This is a genomic window from Acetobacter sp. AC2005 (assembly GCF_037901235.1).
GTDB lineage: Bacteria > Pseudomonadota > Alphaproteobacteria > Acetobacterales > Acetobacteraceae > Acetobacter > Acetobacter oryzoeni.
Map to the genome: position 1 here is coordinate 963176 of NZ_CP149625.1, position 22403 is coordinate 985578.

Annotated in this window: 21 protein-coding genes; 10 read left to right on the plus strand and 11 right to left on the minus strand. The window is 55.7% G+C overall.

Annotation, left to right across the window (positions count from 1 at the left end; translation table 11 throughout):
* Positions 1-5: 5 nt before the first annotated feature.
* The 7 genes from phoB to trpB form a co-directional block, all read right to left on the minus strand.
* The gene (gene phoB / locus QQM41_RS04745) at positions 6-695 is read right to left on the minus strand and encodes a phosphate regulon transcriptional regulator PhoB (protein WP_019088766.1); all 690 of its coding nucleotides are present in this window, start codon (positions 693-695) and stop codon (positions 6-8) included.
* Between the two features lie 222 nt (positions 696-917).
* Positions 918-2207: an adenylosuccinate synthase gene (locus tag QQM41_RS04750; RefSeq protein ID WP_339077876.1), complete on the minus strand. Its 1290-nt coding sequence runs from the start codon at positions 2205-2207 to the stop codon at positions 918-920.
* Positions 2208-2271: 64 nt separating this feature from the next.
* Entirely contained in the window at positions 2272-3456 is a 1185-nt protein-coding gene (locus tag QQM41_RS04755) for an ATP phosphoribosyltransferase regulatory subunit (protein WP_339077877.1), read from the minus strand.
* Positions 3457-3508: 52 nt separating this feature from the next.
* Positions 3509-4987, minus strand: a complete 1479-nt coding sequence (locus QQM41_RS04760) for an ATP-binding protein (protein WP_339077878.1) — start codon at positions 4985-4987, stop codon at positions 3509-3511.
* On the minus strand, positions 4984-6237 hold the full coding sequence (locus QQM41_RS04765; RefSeq protein ID WP_339077879.1) for a TIGR03862 family flavoprotein: 1254 nt from the start codon (positions 6235-6237) through the stop codon (positions 4984-4986). Before QQM41_RS04765 ends, QQM41_RS04760 begins: the two co-directional genes overlap by 4 nt.
* A gap of 10 nt (positions 6238-6247) precedes the next feature.
* Positions 6248-7105: a tryptophan synthase subunit alpha gene (gene trpA, locus QQM41_RS04770; protein ID WP_339077880.1), complete on the minus strand. Its 858-nt coding sequence runs from the start codon at positions 7103-7105 to the stop codon at positions 6248-6250.
* The gene (gene trpB / locus QQM41_RS04775; RefSeq protein ID WP_339077881.1) at positions 7102-8421 is read right to left on the minus strand and encodes a tryptophan synthase subunit beta; all 1320 of its coding nucleotides are present in this window, start codon (positions 8419-8421) and stop codon (positions 7102-7104) included. The genes trpA and trpB overlap by 4 nt, the downstream gene beginning before the upstream one ends.
* A gap of 188 nt (positions 8422-8609) precedes the next feature.
* Between trpB and QQM41_RS04780 the strand changes: the two genes are divergently transcribed.
* The 3 genes from QQM41_RS04780 (at position 8610) to rho (ending at position 11868) form a co-directional block, all read left to right on the plus strand.
* Positions 8610-9800 carry a magnesium transporter CorA family protein gene (locus QQM41_RS04780; protein WP_196332611.1) on the plus strand — a complete coding sequence of 397 codons (1191 nt, stop codon included), beginning with the start codon at positions 8610-8612 and terminating at the stop codon, positions 9798-9800.
* A 1-nt stretch (position 9801) separates the two neighbouring features.
* Positions 9802-10335, plus strand: coding sequence for a hypothetical protein (locus QQM41_RS04785; protein ID WP_339077882.1), 534 nt, complete (start codon positions 9802-9804; stop codon positions 10333-10335).
* 234 nt (positions 10336-10569) lie between these two features.
* Positions 10570-11868, plus strand: coding sequence for a transcription termination factor Rho (gene rho, locus QQM41_RS04790; protein WP_042787093.1), 1299 nt, complete (start codon positions 10570-10572; stop codon positions 11866-11868).
* A gap of 64 nt (positions 11869-11932) precedes the next feature.
* Here the strand turns inward: rho and QQM41_RS04795 are convergent, their stop codons facing one another.
* On the minus strand, positions 11933-12226 hold the full coding sequence (locus QQM41_RS04795) for a sulfurtransferase TusA family protein (RefSeq protein ID WP_003623789.1): 294 nt from the start codon (positions 12224-12226) through the stop codon (positions 11933-11935).
* Positions 12227-12385: 159 nt separating this feature from the next.
* Here QQM41_RS04795 and QQM41_RS04800 point away from each other — a divergent pair, with 159 nt between their 5' ends.
* The 4 genes from QQM41_RS04800 to QQM41_RS04815 all read left to right on the plus strand — a co-directional run bounded on the left by QQM41_RS04800 (position 12386) and on the right by QQM41_RS04815 (position 16088).
* The gene (locus QQM41_RS04800; protein ID WP_006116856.1) at positions 12386-12874 is read left to right on the plus strand and encodes a Fur family transcriptional regulator; all 489 of its coding nucleotides are present in this window, start codon (positions 12386-12388) and stop codon (positions 12872-12874) included.
* The gene (locus tag QQM41_RS04805) at positions 12871-13719 is read left to right on the plus strand and encodes a GNAT family N-acetyltransferase (protein WP_003623791.1); all 849 of its coding nucleotides are present in this window, start codon (positions 12871-12873) and stop codon (positions 13717-13719) included. The genes QQM41_RS04800 and QQM41_RS04805 overlap by 4 nt, the downstream gene beginning before the upstream one ends.
* 64 nt (positions 13720-13783) lie before the next feature.
* A complete protein-coding gene (lnt, locus tag QQM41_RS04810) occupies positions 13784-15430 on the plus strand; it encodes an apolipoprotein N-acyltransferase (RefSeq protein WP_339077883.1) in 1647 nt (548 codons plus the stop codon).
* Between the two features lie 163 nt (positions 15431-15593).
* Positions 15594-16088, plus strand: a complete 495-nt coding sequence (locus QQM41_RS04815) for a helix-turn-helix domain-containing protein (protein WP_080986739.1) — start codon at positions 15594-15596, stop codon at positions 16086-16088.
* Positions 16089-16129: 41 nt separating this feature from the next.
* On the opposite strand, the gene QQM41_RS04820 is transcribed toward QQM41_RS04815, so the two are convergent.
* Positions 16130-16954, minus strand: a complete 825-nt coding sequence (locus QQM41_RS04820; protein ID WP_339077884.1) for a DUF2076 domain-containing protein — start codon at positions 16952-16954, stop codon at positions 16130-16132.
* Positions 16955-17029: 75 nt separating this feature from the next.
* Between QQM41_RS04820 and QQM41_RS04825 the strand changes: the two genes are divergently transcribed.
* The 3 genes from QQM41_RS04825 (at position 17030) to QQM41_RS04835 (ending at position 21322) form a co-directional block, all read left to right on the plus strand.
* Entirely contained in the window at positions 17030-18076 is a 1047-nt protein-coding gene (locus QQM41_RS04825; RefSeq protein ID WP_197687316.1) for a glycine--tRNA ligase subunit alpha, read from the plus strand.
* 4 nt (positions 18077-18080) lie between these two features.
* Positions 18081-20141, plus strand: coding sequence for a glycine--tRNA ligase subunit beta (glyS, locus tag QQM41_RS04830; RefSeq protein WP_339077885.1), 2061 nt, complete (start codon positions 18081-18083; stop codon positions 20139-20141).
* 221 nt (positions 20142-20362) lie between these two features.
* The gene (locus QQM41_RS04835; RefSeq protein WP_339077886.1) at positions 20363-21322 is read left to right on the plus strand and encodes a DMT family transporter; all 960 of its coding nucleotides are present in this window, start codon (positions 20363-20365) and stop codon (positions 21320-21322) included.
* Between the two features lie 9 nt (positions 21323-21331).
* On the opposite strand, the gene QQM41_RS04840 is transcribed toward QQM41_RS04835, so the two are convergent.
* Both QQM41_RS04840 and QQM41_RS04845 read right to left on the minus strand, forming a co-directional pair.
* The gene (locus QQM41_RS04840) at positions 21332-21502 is read right to left on the minus strand and encodes a DUF1328 domain-containing protein (protein WP_003623804.1); all 171 of its coding nucleotides are present in this window, start codon (positions 21500-21502) and stop codon (positions 21332-21334) included.
* A 130-nt stretch (positions 21503-21632) separates the two neighbouring features.
* A complete protein-coding gene (locus QQM41_RS04845; RefSeq protein ID WP_339077887.1) occupies positions 21633-22391 on the minus strand; it encodes an OB-fold nucleic acid binding domain-containing protein in 759 nt (252 codons plus the stop codon).
* Positions 22392-22403 lie beyond the last annotated feature (12 nt).

The following is a 22403-nucleotide window of genomic DNA, read 5'->3' on the forward strand; positions in this document are numbered from 1 at the left end:
CTGTTCTAGCCCTGCGGCAGATCCAGCGCATACCCTCTGGCGCGCACTGTGCGGATAAGATCCTGCTCATCACCTTCATTCAGGGTTTGCCGCAGGCGGCGGATATGCACATCCACCGTACGCAATTCTACAAAAGAACTACGTTCCCAAGCATGTTTCAAAAGTTCCTCGCGAGAGAAAACTTTACCCGGATTGAGCATAAAGAATTCTAGCAGACGATATTCGGTTGGACCCAAAGCCAGCAAACGCCCACTCCGTTCTACCTTGTGGCTCACTCGGTCCATCACCAACGTATCAAACCGTAGGGTTTTATCTGCTGGAGGCAGGCGGCGCAGCATGGCTTTTACGCGCGCAAACAGCGCCTCCATGCTAAAGGGTTTGACAAGATAATCATCCGCCCCGGTATCTAAACCGCGGATCGTATCTGTTTCTTCCCCACGAGCGCTCAGCATTACAATCGGAAGCGTTGCCGTTTTGGGTTGTCCCCTTAGCTGGCGGCACACTTCCAAGCCAGAAATACCCGGCAGCATCCAATCCAACAACAACAGATCAGGGCGTTTTTGGCGCACTTCTTCAAGTGCTGCTTCACCATCCCCAACAACGCGGACTGCATATCCCTGCTTTTCAAGATTGTAGCCGATAAGCCGGGAGAGTGCCGGATCATCCTCAACCACCAGAAGATCTGCCTTATTCATGCTTTCCCTGCTTTTTGTAACATGATTGAAAGATAGGGGGTTCTCACAGCAAAAAACAACGTCCCGCCACCTTGCAAGAAAGAGATCATGTGTGAAAACCGCTTATATATCGGGCAAAAAGTACCCGTATGAAAGTTTTGTGAAACCCTCACAAAGTTGCAACAAAAAAAGGCCTTCCCGTATGGAGAAGGCCCTTTTGTTACAAACACATTGCCTGCCAGATCAATCTTCAAACGGGTCACGCATCAGAATGGTGTCATCCCGATCTGGGCTGGTGGAAAGCAGGGTAACAGGTGCGCCCACCAGTTCTTCAATCCGGCGCACGTATTTAATGGCCTGAGCTGGCAGGTCTGCCCAGCGGCGTGCACCGTGGGTGGTTTCCTTCCAGCCTTCCAGCGTTTCATAAACCGGGCGCACACGCTGCTGCGCTACCGGGGCGGACGGGAAGCGTTCAATCTTCTGCCCGTCCAGTTCATACCCCACGCAAATCCGGATTTCATCCAGACCATCCAGCACGTCCAACTTGGTAAGCGCCAAACCGTTTACACCACCAACGCGCACGGCATGACGCACCAGAACGGAATCAAACCAGCCGCAACGGCGCGGGCGGCCCGTGTTGGTGCCAAATTCATGCCCACGTTCGCCAAGGCGGCGGCCTGTTTCATCATGCAGTTCTGTAGGGAACGGGCCTTCACCCACACGGGTGCAATATGCCTTGGCAATACCCAGCACAAAACCCGCAGCCGTTGGGCCCATGCCAGACCCTGTGCCCGCATTGGCAGCAACTGTGTTGGAACTGGTCACAAACGGATAGGTGCCGTGGTCCACATCCAGCATTACAGCCTGCGCACCTTCAAACAGAATACGGCGGCCTGCACGGCGGGCATCATCCAGAATATCCCAAGTAGGAGCCATATAAGGCAGCACTTTAGGGGCAATATCTGTCAGGAATGTAAGAAGTTCTTCTTTGGTGAATACGGGTGCACCCAGCCCTGCCAGCAGGGTATTGTGGTGCAGCAGCAGTTCATCCAGCTTCCAGTCCAGCGTTTCTGGCTCGGCCAGATCACACAGGCGGATAGCGCGGCGGGCCACTTTATCTTCATACGCAGGGCCAATGCCACGGCCCGTGGTGCCAATTTTACGATCACCACGCGCAGCCTCACGCGCACGATCCAGCGCGCCGTGCACTGGCAGAATCAGGGGGGCGTTTTCTGCAATCTTGAGCGTATCAGGCGTAACTTCCAGACCCTGTTCCTGAATACGGCCAATTTCTGCCAACAGAGCCTGCGGGTCCACCACCACGCCATTGCCAATAATGCCCAGCTTGTTGTTCACAACGCCAGAAGGCAGCAGGGAAAGCTTGTAAACCTGATTGCCCACAACCAGCGTGTGCCCGGCATTGTGCCCACCCTGAAAGCGCACAACAATATCAGCCCGACTGGCAAGCCAATCTACGATTTTGCCTTTGCCTTCATCACCCCACTGGGCGCCAATCACGGTTACGTTGGACATGGATGGTGTGCTCCTGAAAGAATCTTGCCGCTAACTGAAAGAGAAAAAGCCCCTTACGGGGAAATTATGACAGGGCCGTACAAACGGTACCACGCAACACGTGGGTGCACCCTAAACGGCGCGCTTCAATCTCTGGCTCTGCGGTGAGAGAAGATGCCGCCAGCGTGGCATAACCCTGCGTGCGCAAGCGCGCAGCCTCCCGCTTATCTGCCCCCGGTGCCAGATAGACACGAGGGCGTGCAGGGGTTGGCGGAATCATGCGGAACAGCACATCTGGCCGCAATGTCAGCCCGCATGCGGGTTCATTATCATTACACAGGTACCGGCCACCGCGCCCCAGCTCTTCCGAACGGCCAACAGCAAACAGCGTTACGCACACACCTGTGTGGTATTTCCAGCCCCGGAACTCTACGGGGTCTACCGTCATACGCAGGTTGGGGCACTGCTCACGCAGGGCGGCCACTGTATCCACCAGGCGGTCCAGAACAGCGCGGGCTTTGGGGGGCAGGGTAATTTCCGTCAGCCGCGCTACGGCATGTTCTGCCAGCCCTGTGGCTTCCAGCAACGCAATAAGCGTGCTTGCCAGTGCCCCGCCCTGTTCAGCCACCGCTGCGGAGTCCTTACGGTCCAACGCACGCATAAGGGCGGCACGTTGTGCTTCGGGCACTTTGCTTTCTTCCAGCAGGGCCGGAATAAAGGGCGGCATGGTGAGATCGAAGGAAACATCCTTCACACCCAGACGCTCAAGAGCTTCCGCCCCAACAGACATGACCTCTGCATCCGCCTCTGGCGAATCCGGGCCTATCAGTTCGATACCCGTCTGCATAATCTGGCGGCTACTTTCTTCCGCAGCTACGGGAGAGACCACAACACACACACCGGCGTAAGAAACACGCAGCGGGCGCGGCGTGCTGGCCACGCGCGTTGCCGCCATACGGGCAACCTGCGGCGTAATATCCGGGCGCAGCACCATCATGCGGCGGGTATCCGGGTCCATCACCCGGAAACTCTGTTCCGCAAGGGCCGCACCGGCACCCGCCAGATACGTGTCCTCAAACTCTATAAGAGGAGGCCGCACGCGGTCGTATCCGTGGGATGCAAACACGTCCATAAGCGTGGCAACACCTTCTGCCTCGGTTCGGGCATCGGGCGTTAAAAAATCTACAAAGCCTGCGGGCAGCAGCGCCGGGCTGAAAGGCGGGTCTTCCGTCATGCTTCGGGCTATAGCACTGCATGGCGTGCCCGTCATGCCCGCAAAGGGGCACTTTTTGCGCTATATGCGTCTAACTGGTGTGGTTTTTTCAGCCATCTGCGTTGCCGGGCAAGGTTTCCCACCCTGTGCCAATAAAAGTCAGCACACGGCGGCCCATGCCATCTGCACGCAAGACAATCAGATTCTGGTCTTCCAACCAGCCAAGCAAACGGCGCGCACGCCCTTTTGAAACCGTGCCATACACCCGCGCAATAGCTGCATCAGATGGGCATGGCTGCCGCTCCAATGCGGCGCGGGCCAGAAAAAGCCCCACGGCCTGAAGGTCCTCCGGCAAAGTAGAGGCCAGCGCTTCAGCCTCCTGCCATTCAGGCTGAGTAGATGTTTCTTCATCCACCCCACTGCGAGCGGTAGCCAAGGCCCGGTTAAAGCGCCGCATATCCAGCGCATTCCGCCCAAGCCCAGCAATACGACACCGCACCAGAAAATCCTGATACAAAACCGGAGCTGGACGAAAAGCAGCTTCCTCATCCTCCATCATGTCACGCAGGATGGCACGCATGCGGGCTTCACGCTCGGCCTGGGTTTCGGATGTTTCTTCAGGGGCTTCCTGTTCAGCTTGGGCGGCCTGTGCCTCACCATGCGCAGCAAGTTGGGTGAGTAAATCAGGCGGGGGCGGTGCAGGTGCCTTACGCGGGCGTACCGGCATATCCTGCACAGGTACGGGAGCCAGAATAAGATCATGCACAGGCGCAGGCGGCGGCTCAAACGGTGTGAGAACTGGCCCGGCAGAACGGCTTTCTGTCTCTACCGTGCCAATACGCACCGGCATTGGCCTACGGTACAAGGCCGGGCCAAGCGCTACAAAGGTGCCACGCGCCAGATCGCGGAACGATTCGGCCTGCCTGCGCTCCATCCCCAGCAGATCTGCCGCACGGGACATATCAATATCCAGAAATGTCCGGCCCATTAAAAAGTTGGAAGCCTCTGCGGCCACGTTTTTGGCCAGCTTGGCCAAACGCTGTGTGGCAATAACCCCGGCCAAACCACGTTTACGACCACGGCACATCAGGTTTGTCATGGCCCCAAGGGATGCACGCCGGGCTTCGTCCGAAACCTCACCCGCTGCGGCTGGGGCAAAAAGCTGCGCTTCGTCCACCACCACCAATACCGGGTACCAGTATTGGCGCGGCACCTCGAACATACCGCCCAAAAATGCAGCCGCCCAGCGCATCTGCTGGTCTGCATCCAAGCCTTCCAGATTCAACACAACAGATGCACGGTGCATACGCATGCGCTCGCCCGCGGCATGCAGCGCCATTTCGGAATGGTCTGCGCCATCAATCACCAGATGGCCAAATTTTTCCGCAAGGCTGACAAAATCCCCCTCCGGGTCAATAATCGCCTGCTGCACCATGCGGGCAGATTGCTCCAGCAACCGCCGTAGCAAGTGTGATTTACCCGACCCCGAATTGCCCTGCACCAGCAGGCGCGTGGCCAGAAGTTCGGCCAAATCTAATTGCGCCGGGCCACCCCCCGGCACTTCACCCATTATAATCATGCTGCTCATGGCTGGAGGGGATACCGCTTAGCCCCTGTATCCTGCAACCATGCCTGCAGGCCCTTTGCTGCCGCACGCCCCGTGGCAAGGCAGGCATGCAGCAGATAGCCGCCGGTTGGGGCCTCCCAATCCAGCATTTCACCCGCCACAAATACGCCGGGCACTGCACGCAGCATAAAACCCTCTGTGCAGGAGTCGCGCGTAATGCCACCCGCGGTGGAAATGGCACGGGCAAGCGGTTGTGGAGTGCTCAATACAACTGGCACAGCTTTTAACCGCGCGGCCAAGGCTTGCGGTGCGGAAGGAATATCCTGCCCCCCTTCACGCAGCAGTGCGACAGCAACAGGTGGCAGCCGCAATGCCTTGCGTAATTTGTTGGAAAGGCTCTCACGCGGGCGGGTGGCGGCCAGACGGCGGGCTATTTCCTGCTCTGGCATATCCGGGCGCAAATCCACCATCACAATGGCCACACCCTCTTCGGCAATAGCGGCCCGAATTGGCGCAGACAGCGCATAAATCGCGCCGCCTTCCAGCCCGTTGGCCGTTACCATCACTTCACCCTGCACGCGTTGCCCTGCAAAGCTGAGCGCTACAGGTTTAAGGGGCTCACCTGCAAAGCGCCCCCGAAACAGATCAGACCAAGCTGTTTCAAAACCACAATTTGCGGGCTGCAATGGCGCTATATTAACGCCCTGCTGCACCAGAATCGGAACCCAACCTCCTGCACTGCCCAAGCGTGGCCAGCTTGCCCCACCTAACGCCAGCAATGTGGCATCTGCCTGCATGGGTTGTGGTTCAGGCTGCCCTTCATGCTGTACAAGCAGGTGACCTTGTGCATCCCACCCTTTCCATGCGGTACGGGTGTGAAACACAACTCCAAGCTCCCGCAGCCGTGCCAGCCATGCACGCAGCAACGGAGATGCCTTCATGGCCGAAGGAAATACGCGGCCAGAAGACCCCGTAAAATGGGCTTGTCCCAGCCCTTCCATCCAGTGCTGGATGTCCTGCGTGGTCCACGCATCCAATGCTGGGCGCAACCAAGATTGCGCCACACCATAACGCCGCATCAAGGCCTCATGCGGTTCGGAATGTGTGATGTTTAACCCACCCCGCCCCGCCATAAGCAGCTTGCGGCCAACACTGGGCATACGCTCCAGCACCTGCACGCCGTAACCAGCTTGCGCCAGATATTCCGCCGCAGCCAGCCCCGCAGGGCCAGCCCCGACAATAACGATGTTAGCGGCTGAGGCGTGTGTCATGGGCAAGATATTACTGGAATCGGAAAAGCGGAATCATACCGCCCTTTCCGCCAGCACTGCGCACAGCTTTTGCCAGATCTTCAATCTGCGCCAACACGCGCGGAAGAGTTTCTGCCGTAGCGCGGCCTTTGTCATCCAGCGTTTCTGCCAAGGTGGACAGCAGAGCCGAGGCCACAACTGCACCATCTGCAATGCAGGAAGCATTGGCGGCCTGCTGCGGCGTACGCACACCAAACCCAATGGCAATCGGCAATTTGGTAACCTTGCGCAGGCGTGGAATAGCGGCTTCCAGATCATGCGTCGTGGCAGAACGTGTGCCCGTAATGCCCGTGATGCTGACGTAATAAACAAAGCCAGACGCATGAGAGAGCACATAAGACAGGCGCTCATCCGACGTGGTCGGTGCCACAAGCCGGATGATATCCAGCTTGTTGGCCTTGGCAAATGGTGCCAGCACATCGGCTTCTTCTGGCGGCAGATCCACCAAAATCAGGCCATCCACACCAGCACTGGAGGCATCGCGGCAGAAGCGTTCATAACCGTAGGATTCTACCGGGTTCAGATACCCCATAAGGATAATCGGGGTTTCGTTATCCTGCTGGCGGAAGTCCGTTACCATATCCAGCACGCCTGCCAACGTGGCCCCGGCTTTAAGGCCACGGCGGGCAGCGGCCTGAATAACCGGGCCATCGGCAGAAGGATCTGAAAAAGGCATGCCAATTTCAATCAGGTCTGCGCCAGCAGCGGGCATTTTCCGCAGCAGTTCGAGCGATGTATCCCAATCTGGATCATACGCTTCCAGATACGGGATAAGCGCGCCGCGGCCTTGGGCGGCTAATGCTTTAAAACGGGCTGCTATACGGCTCACAGCTTGACCCCCAGATGTTCGGCAACAGTGAAGATGTCTTTATCACCCCGGCCAGAAAGGTTGACCACCAGCAGGGTATCCTTGGAAAGCGTAGGCGCAATTTTGGCGGCATACGCCACGGCATGGGCGGATTCCAGCGCAGGAATAACACCTTCCATACGTGTGCAGAACTGGAAGGCATCCAGTGCCTCGTTATCCGTAATGCCTACATATTCTGCACGGCCGATATCATGCAGCCATGAATGCTCGGGCCCAACACCGGGGTAATCCAGCCCGGCACTAATGGAATGTGCTTCTTCAATCTGCCCATCTGCGTTCTGAAGCAGATAGGTGCGGTTGCCATGCAGCACACCGGGACGCCCACGCTCAATAGAAGCTGCGGTTTTGCCGCTATCCAGCCCGTGGCCAGCGGCTTCCACGCCAATCAGACGCACAGATTTATCATCCAGGAACGGATAGAAAATCCCCATAGCATTGGAACCACCGCCAATAGCCGCCACCACTACATCTGGCAGACGGCCTTCGGCAGCCTTCATCTGAGCCTTGGTTTCCGTGCCGATCACGCTCTGGAAATCACGCACCATAGCCGGATACGGATGCGGGCCTGCCACTGTGCCAATAAGCATGTAGGTATCGGCAATATTGGCCACCCAATCACGCATGGCCTCGTTCATGGCATCCTTCAGCGTGCCTGCGCCGGAGGTAACGGGCACCACCTCCGCACCCAGCAGACGCATGCGGAACACGTTGGGCTTTTGCCGTTCCACATCGGTAGCACCCATGTAGATTACGCATTTCAGGCCAAACAGAGCGCATACGGTTGCCGTGGCCACACCGTGCTGGCCGGCCCCGGTTTCTGCCACAATACGGGTGCGGCCCATACGCCGGGCCAGCAGAATCTGCCCCATGACGTTATTGAGCTTGTGTGAGCCCGTATGATTGAGTTCTTCACGCTTAAGAAAAATTTTAGCGCCACCGAGTTCTTCCGTCATGCGCTGGGCAAACCAGAGCGGGCTGGGGCGGCCGACATAATCTTTCAGATAGTAATCCAGCTCCTTCCGGAAAGCCGGATCAGCCTTGGCGGCCTTATAGGCCTCATCCAGTTCCAGAATGAGGGGCATAAGGGTTTCCGCTACAAAACGGCCCCCATGACGCCCACCAAAATGCCCCCGCTCATCCGGCTGGTGCCGGAGGGAATTGCTATGCACCGCTGACGTGCCGTGTTCCTTCGGATCTGCCATTTCTGGTCTGCCGCTCCCATACCGCGTGAAAAACCGCGCCTGCCAGATATATAAAAGCCTGACATCGCCTGTCATAACGAAGCCGCAGGCTTACCAGATACCGCAAGGCGTTGCACAGCCCTGCAACCACGTAACCTTGCCAGAAACATGTAGAAGGCCGCATAATTTGTAACAGTTGAATATTTGCAGCCCATACCGCCACCTGACATTCTGTGTTCAGAAAACAGTGGCCCTGCCTGCCTTCGGTAGCGCGCGCACACAAAATGGAGAATCGCATGTTCCTGGCCCACCGGCCTGGTATGCCCGCACGGGCTATTGAGACCGCAGCCGACGCCGCCGATGCCGTATGGCTGGACCTTTTAGACCCCACACCACAGGAACAGGCCCTAGCAACCCAGTTATGTGGCCAGCCCATTCCCACACTGGATGATCTGAACGAAATTGAAAGTTCATCCCGCATTAGCGTGCGCAATGGCGCGGCCTTTCTTTCCTCCCCTTTATTACAAAAAACTGGCCCGGAATTTCAGACAACACCGGTAGGCTTTATTCTCACGCAAAACCGGCTGTTTACTATTCGCTTTCAGGCCTACCAGTCTTTTGAAACGGTGGCTTTGCTTGTGGCGGACCATGCGCAGGTTATGCCCGCCCCCCATGCCATTCCCACGCCAGAAACAACGGCCCCTACGCCTGCATCCACAGCAGCACCCTCTGCCCCATTGCACACCCAGCATGATGCAACCCTGCATGCCGGGGAAATTCTGGTGGCGTTGATTGAAACCATTGTGGACCGGTTGGCCGATATTTTAGAAAGCGTGGGGGACCTGCTGGATACCCTCTCTCACGATATTTTCCGCACCCGCCCATCCGGGTCCGCAGTGCGTAATATTGCCTCTTGGCAGCGTGATCTGCTCCAGCGTGTTGGCAGTTCGGGCAATCTGTGTTCACGTATGCGCGATACGCTTTTGGGTATGGAGCGCATTGCCCTGTTTTTGAGCGAAAGCCGCAAAACGGCCAGCGCCATCCCTACCCCCGGATACATGCTGAGCACACGCCACATCACCACGGATTCCGTACCCCAAGAAGGGGGGAGCAATACTGCCGCCGCCTATGCACTTTCCAACCCGCTGCGGATGCGCATTACCACCGTAAGCCGAGACCTTTCCTCGTTGGATGCCTATGTTTCCCAAGCGCAGGACAAGGTGGAGTTTCTGCTGGATGCCACGCTAGGCTTTATCAACATTGAACAGAACGGGGTGATGAAGGTGCTGACAGTTGTCAGCTTTATTGGTGTTGCCCCAACTTTGATTGCCGGTATCTATGGTATGAACTTCAAGAACATGCCTGAACTGAACTGGTCTTTCGGATACTGGTATTCACTCGGGCTTATGGCCTCCACCATTGTGTTGCCGCTACTGTGGTTCTGGAAAAAAGGCTGGCTGGGAGGGATCAAGTAAGATGCATCAGTTCTGGAAAACGGCTTTTTTCTGCGCCTCTCTTATGGGGGCCGTTGCTACGGCACATGCCGCGCCTTCCACACCCGTTCAGGCTCCGCCGCCTAACGGATATCAGGCATTTTTTGATCATCTCAGTACCGAGCCTCTGCGCTATGCCGCCATTTCTTCACACAGTGGCAAACGGCTTCTTGTCGGGCTTCATCCCTCTACAGAAGGCCATGTGACAGGGGAATTGATGCTGCTGGATGGCACCATGCGCCCGCTGCTAACTGCAGATGTGGAAGGCACTGCGCCTGACCTGCAAAATGGGCAAACAGGTGCATGCCAACTCACTGCCACCCTGAAGGAAGACAGCCTGCACCTGAATGGCCCGTGCTCGCGGGATCAGATTTCCGGCGGGCTTACGCGCACCATACACCCTTCCCAACTGTGGTCGCAGGTCAACAGCTTTATCTCGCCCGATATGTCCATTTCTGCCGTGTGGCTGACGCGCGCCGGGTGGAATGCGGCCATTACACCCGCGCCAACGCCATGAAGCCCACACCACAAGGTTATTGACGACACATCGGGCCATCGTTATTATGCGGATCCATAGTGCTGGCTGACTTCACCTGCCCAGCGCATCCTCCCTTTAGTCTGGATTATTCTGCTCCGGCATCACCTTCCAGCAAGGTGTTTATTTGCCATAGCCGCGCGCTTTCGGCAGCCGATGGCATGAGAAATCCTGACATATCCCTTATGAACTTTTGCCAGTCAGGGCATTTCCTAGATGCATCTTGCGGAACTCAAGGCCAAATCCCCAGCGGATCTTCTGGCCTGCGCTGAAGACCTGAATATTGAAAACGCGTCATCCCTGCGCAAGCAGGACATGATGTTTGCCATCCTGAAGGCACTGGCCGACAACGACCAGGCGATCTACGGCGAAGGCACGCTTGAGATCATGCATGACGGGTTTGGTTACCTGCGTTCCCCCGAATCAAACTACCTTCCCGGCCCGGATGATATTTACATCTCCCCCACTCAGGTGCGCCGCTTTGGCCTGCGCACGGGTGATACGGTAGAAGGCCAGATTCGCGCCCCACGTGATGGTGAACGCTACTTCTCCATGCTCAAGATCAACACGATCAACTTTGAGCCACCGGATGCCGTACGCCACCGCATCAACTTTGATAACCTGACCCCACTTTACCCTGAACGTCGCCTTCAGATGGAAGTGGAAAGCCAGGCTTCCGCCCCAGAACCAAAGGCCGAAAAAGGCAAGAAAGGCGCGCAAAAAGACTTTACGCCGCGCGTTATCGATCTTGTTTCCCCCATTGGTATGGGCCAGCGCGCCCTTATTGTGGCGCCGCCCCGTTCGGGTAAAACGGTTATGCTGCAAAGCATTGCCTCTTCCATCAGCGCGAACCACCCGGAAGTTTTCCTAATTGTTCTGCTGATTGATGAACGCCCCGAAGAAGTAACCGACATGGCGCGCTCTGTGCGCGGTGAGGTGATTGCCTCCACCTTTGATGAACCCGCACACCGCCACGTGCAGGTTACGGAAATGGTGCTGGAAAAAGCCAAGCGGCTTGTTGAACACAAGCGCGATGTGGTGATCCTTCTGGATTCCATCACCCGTCTGGCCCGCGCCTACAACACCGTTGTGCCTTCATCCGGCAAGGTGCTGACCGGTGGTGTGGATGCCAACGCCCTGCAGCGGCCCAAGCGCTTTTTTGGTGCTGCCCGTAATATTGAAGAAGGTGGCTCCCTCACCATTATCGCCACCGCGCTGATTGATACCGGCAGCCGTATGGACGAAGTGATCTTTGAAGAATTCAAAGGCACGGGTAACTCCGAACTGGTGCTGGATCGCAAGCTGGCAGACAAGCGCACCTTCCCCGCGATCGACATCACCAAGAGCGGCACCCGTAAGGAAGAACTGCTGGTGGATCGGGCTACGCTGTCCAAAATGTGGGTTCTGCGCCGTATTCTGGCCCCTATGGGCACGATGGACGCCATGGACTTCCTGTTGGACAAGCTGAAATACAGCAAAACCAACAACGACTTCTTCGAAGCCATGAACAACTGATTGGGCAGGCGCTTTTCTCGCCTTCCCCTCTATCAGTTCTTTTCTACAGAGCGCCTGCTTCGGTTTACGAGGCAGGCGTTTCCTGTTTTTTGCGCAGCGTAAGCACCACACTGCCATCGGGCTGCGGCACATCAGACAAAATGGTATGCCCCAGCGCACGGGCAGACCGGCTGATATTCTTCAGCGGTTCCTCCCCTTTCAGGCGCACAGCCAGCAAACCACCGGGCGGCAGACCATCCAGCGCCAAGCGCGTGCGCACAAATGTCATGGGGCATTTTTCCGTTGTAATATCTAAAACGGCAATGCGTGGCTCTTCCTGCACGTTAAAATCGGGCACGTATGCAGCAGAACGGGTCATTCAAAAACTCCACAAAATGGCGAAAAATGTAAGCTCATCTGCAAAAGATAGGGGCCTGCATCGCATAAAAAAACTGCCAGCGAGTGTAAAATTGGACAAACCCTATCACTTTCGGCTACCTGAAACCTGAAACACAAATTGTAACTCAAAGCAGGATTTGTGATCTTGAAGGCACAGTCGGCAGAATCGCGGATCGAGCAGCTGTGTGTTGAACACGGCCTGAAAATGACCGGACAGCGGCGCGTTATTGCGCGTGTTCTGTCTGAAGCAGACGACCACCCAGATGTGGAAGAACTGTACCGCCGTGCCTTAACGCTGGATTCCCGCATTTCAGTGGCCACGGTCTATCGCACCGTACGCCTTCTGGAAGAAAAAGGCATTTTGGAACGCCGAGATTTTGGCGGTGGGCGCGCACGGTATGAAGCAACGGAAAATGGGCGTCACCATTATCATCTGATAGACGTGGATAATGGGAAGGTTATAGAGTTTGAAGACCCGGAACATGAAGCCTTGATGAAAAAAGTGGCGGATCGGCTGGGCTTTGAATTTGTTTCCATGCGGCTGGAGCTATTTGGCCGCAAAAAATCCGCTGCAAAGCCGGGCACCAAAACATCCTCTCGCGCCCGCCAGAAAGGAAATGCTGCATGAGTGCAACGCGCAACAACGGAGGGGGGCTTTCTGCGCTGGATCTGGAACGCAAAGGCTTTCCTGAACTGCGTGGTGGCACCCTGAGCGTACGCATTGCAGAAACAGAGGCCGAGCTGGAAGCAGCCCAGGCCCTGCGTTATCGCGTTTTTTATGAAGAAATGGGGGCACGCCCAGAGGGCGAAACCCTGCGCCTGAAACGCGATATTGATGAATTTGACAATGTAGCAGACCACCTGCTGGTTATTGACCACGCTATTGCCTCAGACGCACGGGGCGTGGTGGGCACATACCGGCTGGTGCAAAGTGACGCCGCAAAAAAAATCGGGCGTTTTTATTCTTCCAGCGAGTATGACATTACGCCGCTAAAAGAATTCCCCGGTAAATTGCTGGAAGTGGGTCGGTCCTGCGTAGATAAAAACTACCGTGGGCGCACAGCCATGCAGTTGCTATGGCGCGGCATTGCCTCCTACATTTTCCTGCATCAGATTGATCTGCTGTTTGGCTGCGCCAGCCTGCCGGGAACAGACCCGGATAAAATGGCAGATGAGCTGACTTATCTGTATCACAACCACTTGGCCCCTCCGGCCCTGCGCGTGCGTGCATTGCCAGACCGGAAAGTGGAAATGCTGCGCACAGACCCGCACAGCCTGAACCTGCGCCGGTGCTTGGCTGGCTTGCCCCCACTTATCAAAGGTTATCTGCGGCTAGGTGGCTATGTAGGTGATGGCGCCGTGGTGGACCCGCAGTTCAACACCACAGATGTGGCTATTCTGGTTAAAAGTGAACTGCTGGCAGATAAATATTACAGGCACTACGAACGCCGCCTGCGCGATGCGCTGGACTGAGAACGGGCAGCTTTTTCAACGTCCGTTTTCTTTTTCTGTCCGCCAGTAAACTAAGGTTTGCGCCGTGGTAAAACTGCCCGCGTTTTTTCAAACGGCGCATACCCGCCTACGCCGGTGCTGGCGGGAAAATTGGCGTTTTATAGGGTTTATGCTGGGGGTTGGCGCTCTTTCTGCGCTGGCTCTACCCCCATTACATTTTTTACCTATCCTGTTGCTAACCTTTGGCATACTGGGCCGGATACTCAACACCACAACAAGCTGGAAACACGCAGCGTGGGCTGGCTGCCTGTTTGGCTTTGGCTTTTACACCGCCGGGCTTTACTGGCTGGTTAATGCGGTGCTCATCCGCGCAGATGAGTTCTGGTGGTTTGTACCCTTCCCTTCTATGGGGTGTGCTCTCATTCTTGCGCCAATGGTAGGCGCGCCAGCCACGTTAAGCCTTCTTGTGCCTGCGGGACTGCGCCGTTTGGCATTTTTTGCCGGTGCGTGGACAGTGTTTGATATGGGCCGCACATTTTTATTCAGCGGCTTTACGTGGAATGCACTGGGCAGTTGCCTTGCCATACCCGGCCCTGTTGGGGACCTGCTCATCCAACCTGCTGCATGGATGGGGGAAGACGGGCTGACTTTGGCGCTTGTACTGGTAAGCCTGTTATGCGGGAGCGCCTTATTAGACAGCCTACACCTGCACACGCCATTTACACCGCAATCAGCAACACCGTGCTGCTCATCTGCAGCGCGGCGTAGAATTTACGTGGGCAGTCTCGCGGCCTGTGTGCTTTGGCTTGGTGTTGGGGCAGCACGCTTTTACAGCATTCACCCCCAAGGAGACTCCGGCCCAATAGCTGTTATGGTGCAAGGCAATGTGCCGGAAACTGAAAAAGTAGGCAGGTTACGGCCAAGAGATATCTTTTTGCGTTACCTGCGCCTGACAGCCCAAGGTGTGCAGCAGGCGCGGCAAATTCAGATTCAGCAGGCAGCTTCTGGCACACCTTACCGCCCTATTGTGTTTTTATGGCCAGAAACCTCTTTTCCCGGCTATGATCTGTTGCAGGATACGCCCAAAGCCCGCGAAGTTATTATGGACTGGGCACTGGGGGCAGATGCAGGAATTATTGGAGCACTTCGCCAGGATGATAATGGGCGTTACCGCAATTCCGTTTTAGCTTTGGCGCCCGATGGCGCCGTAAGTGCCGTGTATGACAAAGCACGCCTTGTACCTTTTGGAGAGTATCAACCCTCCTTCATTCCGTTGCAGATTGTACCACAAGGCGGATTGGCTGCTGGTCCGGGCCCACAAACATGGCATTTAGCCAACATTCCACCTGTTGGTCCGTTAATCTGTTACGAGGTAATTTTTTCAGGCGATGTCACCAACCCTCATGATCGTCCGCGCTGGTTGGCTAATGTGACGAATGATGGCTGGTTTGGTAATAGTGCAGGCCCACGCCAACATCTGGAATCCGTGCGCTTGCGGGCTGTAGAAGAAGGGTTACCCATAGTCAGAGCTGCCAATACAGGTATTTCTGCCGCGTTTGATGGTAGAGGCCATCTTCTTTCCAAATTGGGGTGGGACAAAACAGGAGTACTTGTTTCTGCTGTACCTGCTGCGCTGCCCCGCACATTTTTCGGGCATTACGGGCAAACTGTTCCTTTACTCTGCTGTGCGTTGCTGATGCTTGGAGCATCTCTCCGGCGCAATAAAATCTAACTTTTTATTCATTACTAGTTCACCATTTTTTAATTTTATGGCGCAGTTCCTTTTTAAACAGGTGTCTGCGCTGTTTTTCTTTTGGAGGAAATGACAAACATCTTTATAAAATATTAATCTTCTTGAGCATCTCATCTCATGAAAGCATGAAAAGTTTCGAGGCGTGAAACACACGGAGCACGAACCGATCGACACCACCATGATCCAGTCTCATGCTGCTGCCACTGCCATTGATGCCCATGTTGGCAAACGCATAAGACTACGCCGCACACTGCTAGGCCTCTCTCAGGAAAAACTGGGAGAAGCTTTGGGAATTACCTTCCAGCAGATTCAGAAATATGAACGTGGCGCAAACCGTGTGGGTGCATCACGGCTGTACCATATTGCCTGCGCGCTGGATGTGCCGATCAACTTCTTTTTTGATGATATGTATCCCGCTGAAGCTGTTTCCAACAAACATGCGCATTTTTCAGAAACACGTAAAAGCTTTGGCACAATATCGGACAAAAATGTTCCTGTAACTTCTACAACAGATACAAAAAATATTTTCAAAAATCAGGAAACACTGGAACTGGTGCGCGCATATTACAGTATTCCAGATGCCCAAATGCGCCAAAAAATTCTCGAACTCATGCAAACAATGAGTGGGACCAAATAAAAAAGGGCGGCCTTAAAGCCGCCCTTTGTAAGTGAGGTCGATCAGAAACTCTGATCATCTCCGCCACCCCAGTCTCCACCGGCATCTCCAGCGTCTCCGCCATCGCCGCCCCAGTCAGAACTGTTCGCGTCAAAGTTGGGGTCTGCGCTGGTGCCAGCACCGCCAAACGGATCTGCGCCCGCTGCTCCAGCTCCTGCTCCTGCATCACCATAGTAATTGTTAATGGTTTCCGTGGGGGCTGCACCACCGCCCCAGCCTGCATCACCACCTGCTGCACCGGTATCATGATGCCCGCTGAAAAGGCTGGTCAACGCATTGGCAGCCATCATGCCGCCAGCAACACCTGTAGCTGTGGAAAGCGCACTGCCCAAAAAGCCGGAACCGCCCTGAAACATGGAGGGGCGCATACCATACGGCATGGGCTGCGGCTGATACTGCGGCGGCATGGGCGCTGCTGCAGGACGACCGCCCCAGCCCGGAGGAGCCGCTGTTGGCTGCGGTTGCGGCTGTGCATTCTGCCCGCCGCCAAACAGGCCGCTAAAGAAACCACCAGATTTCTGCTGCCCGGCACCCTGCTGCTGCTGTGCCTGTTGCAAAGCCTGCTGGGCCTGCTGCAACTGGAACTGAAGCTGCTGAATACGGTTTTGCGCTTCCACCAGCGCTGCTTCCTGCACAACCGCCATCTGGGTAATGCGATAGCGCGCTTCCGGATATTTCTGGAATTCCTGCGCAATAAACTGGTCTGCCTCCGGGTCTATCGGGGGCAGGTTGGGCCGCGTAGAGGGCACACTGGCAAAACCGCCCTGTGGTGCGCCGCTTACACGCGCAAAGAATTTTTCGATCAGATCGCGTTCGTCGTTATTCATCCCATACCTTCCCTGCCCTTTGGGGGCTAACACTGGCGGCTATAGCCTTTATTTTACGCCAACACTCTGTCCAAGATGTGGCGCGGATACAAGCGCGATGCAAGAAGCCCTGCGCAGGAAGAATTGCACCATGGCCTGCCTTCTCTTCCGGTTCGGCGCATGGGGCTGTATGGTGTGCCCGCACGCAGCATGTATGAGCTGCATTATAACGTAACCTACCGGAGTAGCACCCTGATCATGGACCCGGCGTCTCCCCGCCCCACTGAGCGGCCTCTTTCCTTTCAGGATCTTATCCTGACCCTTCACCAGTTCTGGTCCAAACAGGGATGCGCCATTCTCCAGCCCTATGATCAGGAAATTGGCGCGGGCACTCTTTCCCCCCACACCACCTTGCGCGCCCTTGGCAGCAAACCGTGGAAAGCGGCTTATGTGCAGCCTTGCCGCCGCCCGTCTGATGGCCGGTATGGGGAAAACCCAAACCGCTTACAGCACTATTATCAGTATCAGGTTCTGCTCAAACCCACGCCGGAAGAAAGCCAGAAACTGCTGCTGGACAGCTACCGCGCCATCGGGATTGACCCGGAACTGCACGATATCCGCTTTGTGGAAGATGACTGGGAAAACCCCACCATCGGTGCATGGGGCCTTGGCTGGGAAGTCTGGTGTGATGGTATGGAAGTCACGCAGTTTACGTATTTCCAGCAGGTTGGCGGTATTCCCGTAACCCTGCCCTCTACCGAGCTGACATACGGTCTGGAACGTCTGGCCATGTATGTGCAGGGCGTAGAGAACGTGTACGATCTGGATTACAACGGCGCGGGCCTGACCTACGGTGATGTGTTCCTGCGGGCCGAAAAAGATTATTCCCGCCATAATTTTGAACTGGCAAATACAGACCTACTGTTCCAGCACTTTACAGATGCAGAAAAAGAAAGCGTGGCACTGGCAGAAGCCGGCGTGGCCCAGCCTGCATATGACCAGTGCCTGAAGGCCAGTCACCTGTTCAATCTGCTGGATGCGCGCGGCGTTATCAGCGTGAGCGAACGTGCCGCCTATATTGCCCGAGTGCGTAATCTGGCCAAGCTATGCTGTGAAACCTGGCTGGCTGGCGAGGACAAGTAAGATAATGCCCGAACTGCTGATAGAACTGTTCTCTGAAGAAATTCCGGCCCGCATGCAAAGTCAGGCGGGGGAAAACCTCCTGCGCCTGCTGACAGAAGCTCTGGCCCCTCTGCACCCGCAAAATGCCGTGGCGGCCACTGGCCCACGCCGTATTGCTGCCAGCCTGAACATTGATGCCACCGTGCCCGGCCGCACGGTTTCTGAACGCGGCCCGCGTGAAGGCGCGCCAGACAAGGCGCTGGATGGGTTTACCCGCAAGCACGGCGTAACGCGCGATGCGCTCACATTGCAGAACGGGTTCTGGATTCTGGAGCGTGAAGAACCAGCCGTAAGCGCACAGGCCCATATTGCGGCTGTGCTGCCTGATCTGCTGCGGCGCTTCCCTTGGCCCAAATCCATGCGTTGGGGGGCTGGCAGCAGCTTTACATGGGTGCGCCCGCTGCGCCGCATTCTGTGCATTCTGGATGGTGAAACCGTGCCTTTCTCCCTCGCTCAGGGTGAAGATAACGGGCACAATCTGGTGGCTGCCAACCTTACAGAGGGCCATCGCTTCCTCAACCCCGGTGCTGTGGCTGTTTCCAGCGCTGCGGAATGGCGGAAAACCCTGCATGACCGCCACGTGATGGTGGATGCTGCAGAACGCCGTAAAACTATTACAGAAGGCCTGAACGCTCTGGCGGCCTCCGAAGGGCTGCAGATTGTGCCAGATGCCGGGTTGGTAGACGAAGTAGCCGGGCTGGTGGAATGGCCTGTGCCGTTCCTTGGCCAGATTGATGCGCAGTTTATGGAACTGCCTGCTGAAGTGATGCAGGTTTCCATGCGTGTAAACCAGCGTTACTTTGCCCTGCGCAACAGCGATGGTACGGCTGCGCCGCGCTTTGCTTTTGTGGCCAACATTATTCCGGCAGATGATGGCACGCTTATTGTCACGGGTAATGAACGCGTGCTGCGTGCCCGCTTTGCAGACGCCCGCCACTTTTGGGATCTGGACCGCAAGCAAACGTTGGCTTCCCGCCTGAAGGCGCTGGATTCCATCACCTTCCATGCCAGCTTGGGCTCTCAGGGTGATCGTACACGCCGTATGGTGCGTCTGGCCGGTATTCTGGCCGACATGGTGGGCGCACCCAAGGCCGACTGCGAACGCGCGGCTGAACTGAGCAAAACCGACCTGACAACCGGCATGGTTGGGGAGTTCCCCGAACTTCAGGGCGTGATGGGCGGTTACTACGCCAAACATGACGGCGAAAGTGCTGCCGTGGCGCAGGCCATTAGCGAACAATACACCCCGCGCGGCCCCGGTGATTCGGTGCCAACTGCTCCGGTTTCCGTTGTGCTGGGGCTGGCTGACCGCATTGATATGCTGGTGGCCTTCTTTGCTGCGGGTGAAAAACCTTCGGGTTCGGGAGATCCGTTCGGCCTGCGCCGTGCGGCCTTGGGTGTTATCCGCCTGATCCGTGAAAACAATCTGCGGCTTGATCTGGTGCGCCTGTTTGTTTTGGCAGCCGAAGCTCTGCCTGCCGATTTGCAGGATGCACCTGATCTGGATCTGCTACCGCAGTTCATTGCCGAACGTCTGCGCGTGCAGGTACGCTCTGAAGGGGCGCGGCATGATTGTCTGGCCGCAATTTCCGTTGATAATTCCGATACGGATATCGTGCGCCTACTAGCCCGTGCCCATGCCTTGCAGGATATGCTGGAAACAGAAGACGGCAAAAACCTGCTGGCCGCCACGCGCCGCGCCGCCAACATTCTGCGGATTGAAGACAAGAAAGACGGCCCGCACGAAGATACGCCAGACCCCGCCCTGTTCACGCAGGATGAGGAGCGCGCCCTGTTTGACGCGCTGGAACGTGTGGAACCTGCCGTAGAAAAGGACTTTGCCGCCGAACACTTTACCGATGCCATGCGCGAAGCCGCCAGCCTGCGCGAGCCGCTGGATAAGTTCTTTGAAGTGGTAACGGTAAATGCTCCAGAACCAGAGCTGCGGCTAAACCGCCTGAAGCTACTTTCCCGCGTTGTACGTATGATGCGACTGATTGCAGATTTCAGCCAGATTGAGGGATAATTACCCACATTATCTTAACGTGGCTTGCTGCCCGTAAACGCAGCAAGCCACGTTAAATCTGCCCGCAAAAACCCCACACAATGCGTTGCACGCAGGCGTGTAGCTGATACCTGCAAAAAGCATAGTGTCTGCCCCAATACTCTTTTAGACAGGCATGAACCTTTCTCCGGCAAGACAAAGCTGGAATTGGCCTTTTCCGGTTTTTTGCATGGTAGAATAAAATGACGTCTTCCCGCTCTCTCACCCTTGGTGTGCTTAATGGTATGGGAAGCGGTGCGTTATGGGGCACTGTATTTATTGTTCCCCTGCTGCTGCATGATTTTACATCTCTGCAAATGACAGCCGGGCGTTACATTGTTTATGGTCTGATCTCTCTGGCCTTGTTATTGCCCCGTTGGAATATTCTTAAAAACATTCTGGGAAAAGCCGAGTGGATTGCGCTTATCCGCTTATCTATTCTGGGCAATGTTCTGTATTACATTCTGCTTTCCACTGCCATTACAACCGTAGGCGGCCCTGTAACCACGCTTATTATTGGGTTTTTACCCATTGCTGTGCTGATTATGGGCATACGGGCGGGCAGTAGCATCCGTATCAAACAGATTGCTGCCCCCATGAGCCTTAGTATTATTGGTATTCTGCTTATTGTTTCGCGCAGTTTTACGGCTCATGCAGCAGCCACTCCGGCGCACCCGGTGGCTTTTTCTACCCAAGTTATTGGATTGCTTTGTGCTATGGGGGCTTTGGCATCATGGACGTTATATGCCGTTGAAAACACGCGCTGGCTGTTAAAAACCTCTACCGTGAGTGACCATGACTGGTCTCTGCTAACAGGCGTTGTTACCGGCGCACTTGCCCTTGTGCTGGTTATTCCTGCCTTTGTTTTGCATGCTGCGCCCCATGCCTGGCTAGATTGGGCACGTTTTTGGGGCGTGTGTAGTGCTACGGCGCTTTTAGCTTCTGTAGTGGCCAACGGGTTATGGAACCGAGCCTCCCGCCTGCTGCCGCTCACGCTTTCCGGGCAAATGATTATTTTTGAAACGCTGTTTGCCCTGCTTTACAGCTTTGTATGGGCGCATCGCTGGCCCAGTATTGTAGAATTTTGCGCCATTATCTGCCTGATAACAGGTGTACTGTGGTGCACGGCAGCCCACCGCACACCACACAACACATCTGAATAAAGGCTGAAATCAGGTTCGGGGTGTGCGGCCAAAAAAGAGGCTGATTACCAGCAGCACCACAAACACAAACAGCAGAATTTTAGCTATTTCTGTAAAGTTGCCTGCCGCGCCAGAAAACCCGAATATGGATGCCAGAAGGGCAAAAATTAGAAAAATCAGAACCCAGCGTAAAATAGCCATCTACTTTCTCCCTTCCGCCACACGTCAACACGTATGACTGTTAGTCACCTGTAGTAGAAAGGCTAACGCACAAAAGCGGCAACAGTTTGCTTGCCACTTTGCGCTTACGCTGCACGCCTATAAGGCGGCTTTAGTGTTCTTCTGCACCGGGAATAATATCATAAGCCGGGCTGCCAGCAGGTGGGCCGGGTGGCGGAGCATCACCCACGGCAATACCCACCATTTTTTCGGCTGATGTACCAATTTCTCGTGCATCAATGGCTGTGCCAAGCTCACCACTACTGCCTGTGCCAACAGCATAGAGCGTTTGGCCCGGTGTAAGCAGATTAGCCACACGCGCAGCTTCACGCGGGGTAATGCAGATAACGGAGTGATCTTTCAAAATCACACCGGAAAGTTCCCCATTGGCATTGTAAAGCTGCTGCCAGATTTCGCCATGCAGCACCAAATCCGGGCCGGCAATCATTTCAGTAGAATGCACGGGCATGGCAATAAAATTGTCCTGCATGCCACGGCCACGCGGGCTGGTAATTCCAAACGCCCGAATAATAGGCAATGTGCGGCCTTTTAACCCGCGGATGGAAATAACATCCCCCGGTTTAACCAGCCCAGCCAATGCATGCGTTTGTTCTGGGGAAACAAAAACCTGCGTGCCATCTTCCAGCACCAGCCCAAACACACCCCCATGAGGGGATGGCAGAAACTGCGCGACCTTACCGCTAAAGGAAGGCAAGCCAGAAAGATCATACACACCATCTGCCTGCTTTTCTGTGTGTGTCTGCCGAGCAGAAAAGGACTCTGCCTTGGAGGCAGGCGTTTTATGTGCTGGCGCGGCTACAGCCACGGAAGACACCATTAATGCAGCAGACAAAGAAAGCAGATAGCGCATAGCCCAACCGAT

Bases quoted from the DNA above. Each gene is read 5' to 3' on its own strand.
- QQM41_RS04845 (WP_339077887.1), bottom strand. From the start codon at position 22,391: ATGCGCTATCTGCTTTCTTTGTCTGCTGCATTAATGGTGTCTTCCGTG.
- QQM41_RS04780 (WP_196332611.1), top strand. From the start codon at position 8,610: ATGGAGAATCGCATGTTCCTGGCCCACCGGCCTGGTATGCCCGCACGG.
- glyS (WP_339077885.1), top strand. From the start codon at position 18,081: ATGCCCGAACTGCTGATAGAACTGTTCTCTGAAGAAATTCCGGCCCGC.
- QQM41_RS04805 (WP_003623791.1), top strand. From the start codon at position 12,871: ATGAGTGCAACGCGCAACAACGGAGGGGGGCTTTCTGCGCTGGATCTG.
- phoB (WP_019088766.1), bottom strand. From the start codon at position 695: ATGAATAAGGCAGATCTTCTGGTGGTTGAGGATGATCCGGCACTCTCC.
- QQM41_RS04835 (WP_339077886.1), top strand. From the start codon at position 20,363: ATGACGTCTTCCCGCTCTCTCACCCTTGGTGTGCTTAATGGTATGGGA.
- rho (WP_042787093.1), top strand. From the start codon at position 10,570: ATGCATCTTGCGGAACTCAAGGCCAAATCCCCAGCGGATCTTCTGGCC.
- QQM41_RS04795 (WP_003623789.1), bottom strand. From the start codon at position 12,226: ATGACCCGTTCTGCTGCATACGTGCCCGATTTTAACGTGCAGGAAGAG.
- QQM41_RS04765 (WP_339077879.1), bottom strand. From the start codon at position 6,237: ATGACACACGCCTCAGCCGCTAACATCGTTATTGTCGGGGCTGGCCCT.
- QQM41_RS04760 (WP_339077878.1), bottom strand. From the start codon at position 4,987: ATGAGCAGCATGATTATAATGGGTGAAGTGCCGGGGGGTGGCCCGGCG.
- QQM41_RS04750 (WP_339077876.1), bottom strand. From the start codon at position 2,207: ATGTCCAACGTAACCGTGATTGGCGCCCAGTGGGGTGATGAAGGCAAA.
- QQM41_RS04785 (WP_339077882.1), top strand. From the start codon at position 9,802: ATGCATCAGTTCTGGAAAACGGCTTTTTTCTGCGCCTCTCTTATGGGG.
- QQM41_RS04820 (WP_339077884.1), bottom strand. From the start codon at position 16,954: ATGAATAACGACGAACGCGATCTGATCGAAAAATTCTTTGCGCGTGTA.
- QQM41_RS04825 (WP_197687316.1), top strand. From the start codon at position 17,030: ATGTGGCGCGGATACAAGCGCGATGCAAGAAGCCCTGCGCAGGAAGAA.
- QQM41_RS04755 (WP_339077877.1), bottom strand. From the start codon at position 3,456: ATGACGGGCACGCCATGCAGTGCTATAGCCCGAAGCATGACGGAAGAC.
- QQM41_RS04840 (WP_003623804.1), bottom strand. From the start codon at position 21,502: ATGGCTATTTTACGCTGGGTTCTGATTTTTCTAATTTTTGCCCTTCTG.
- trpB (WP_339077881.1), bottom strand. From the start codon at position 8,421: ATGACAGGCGATGTCAGGCTTTTATATATCTGGCAGGCGCGGTTTTTC.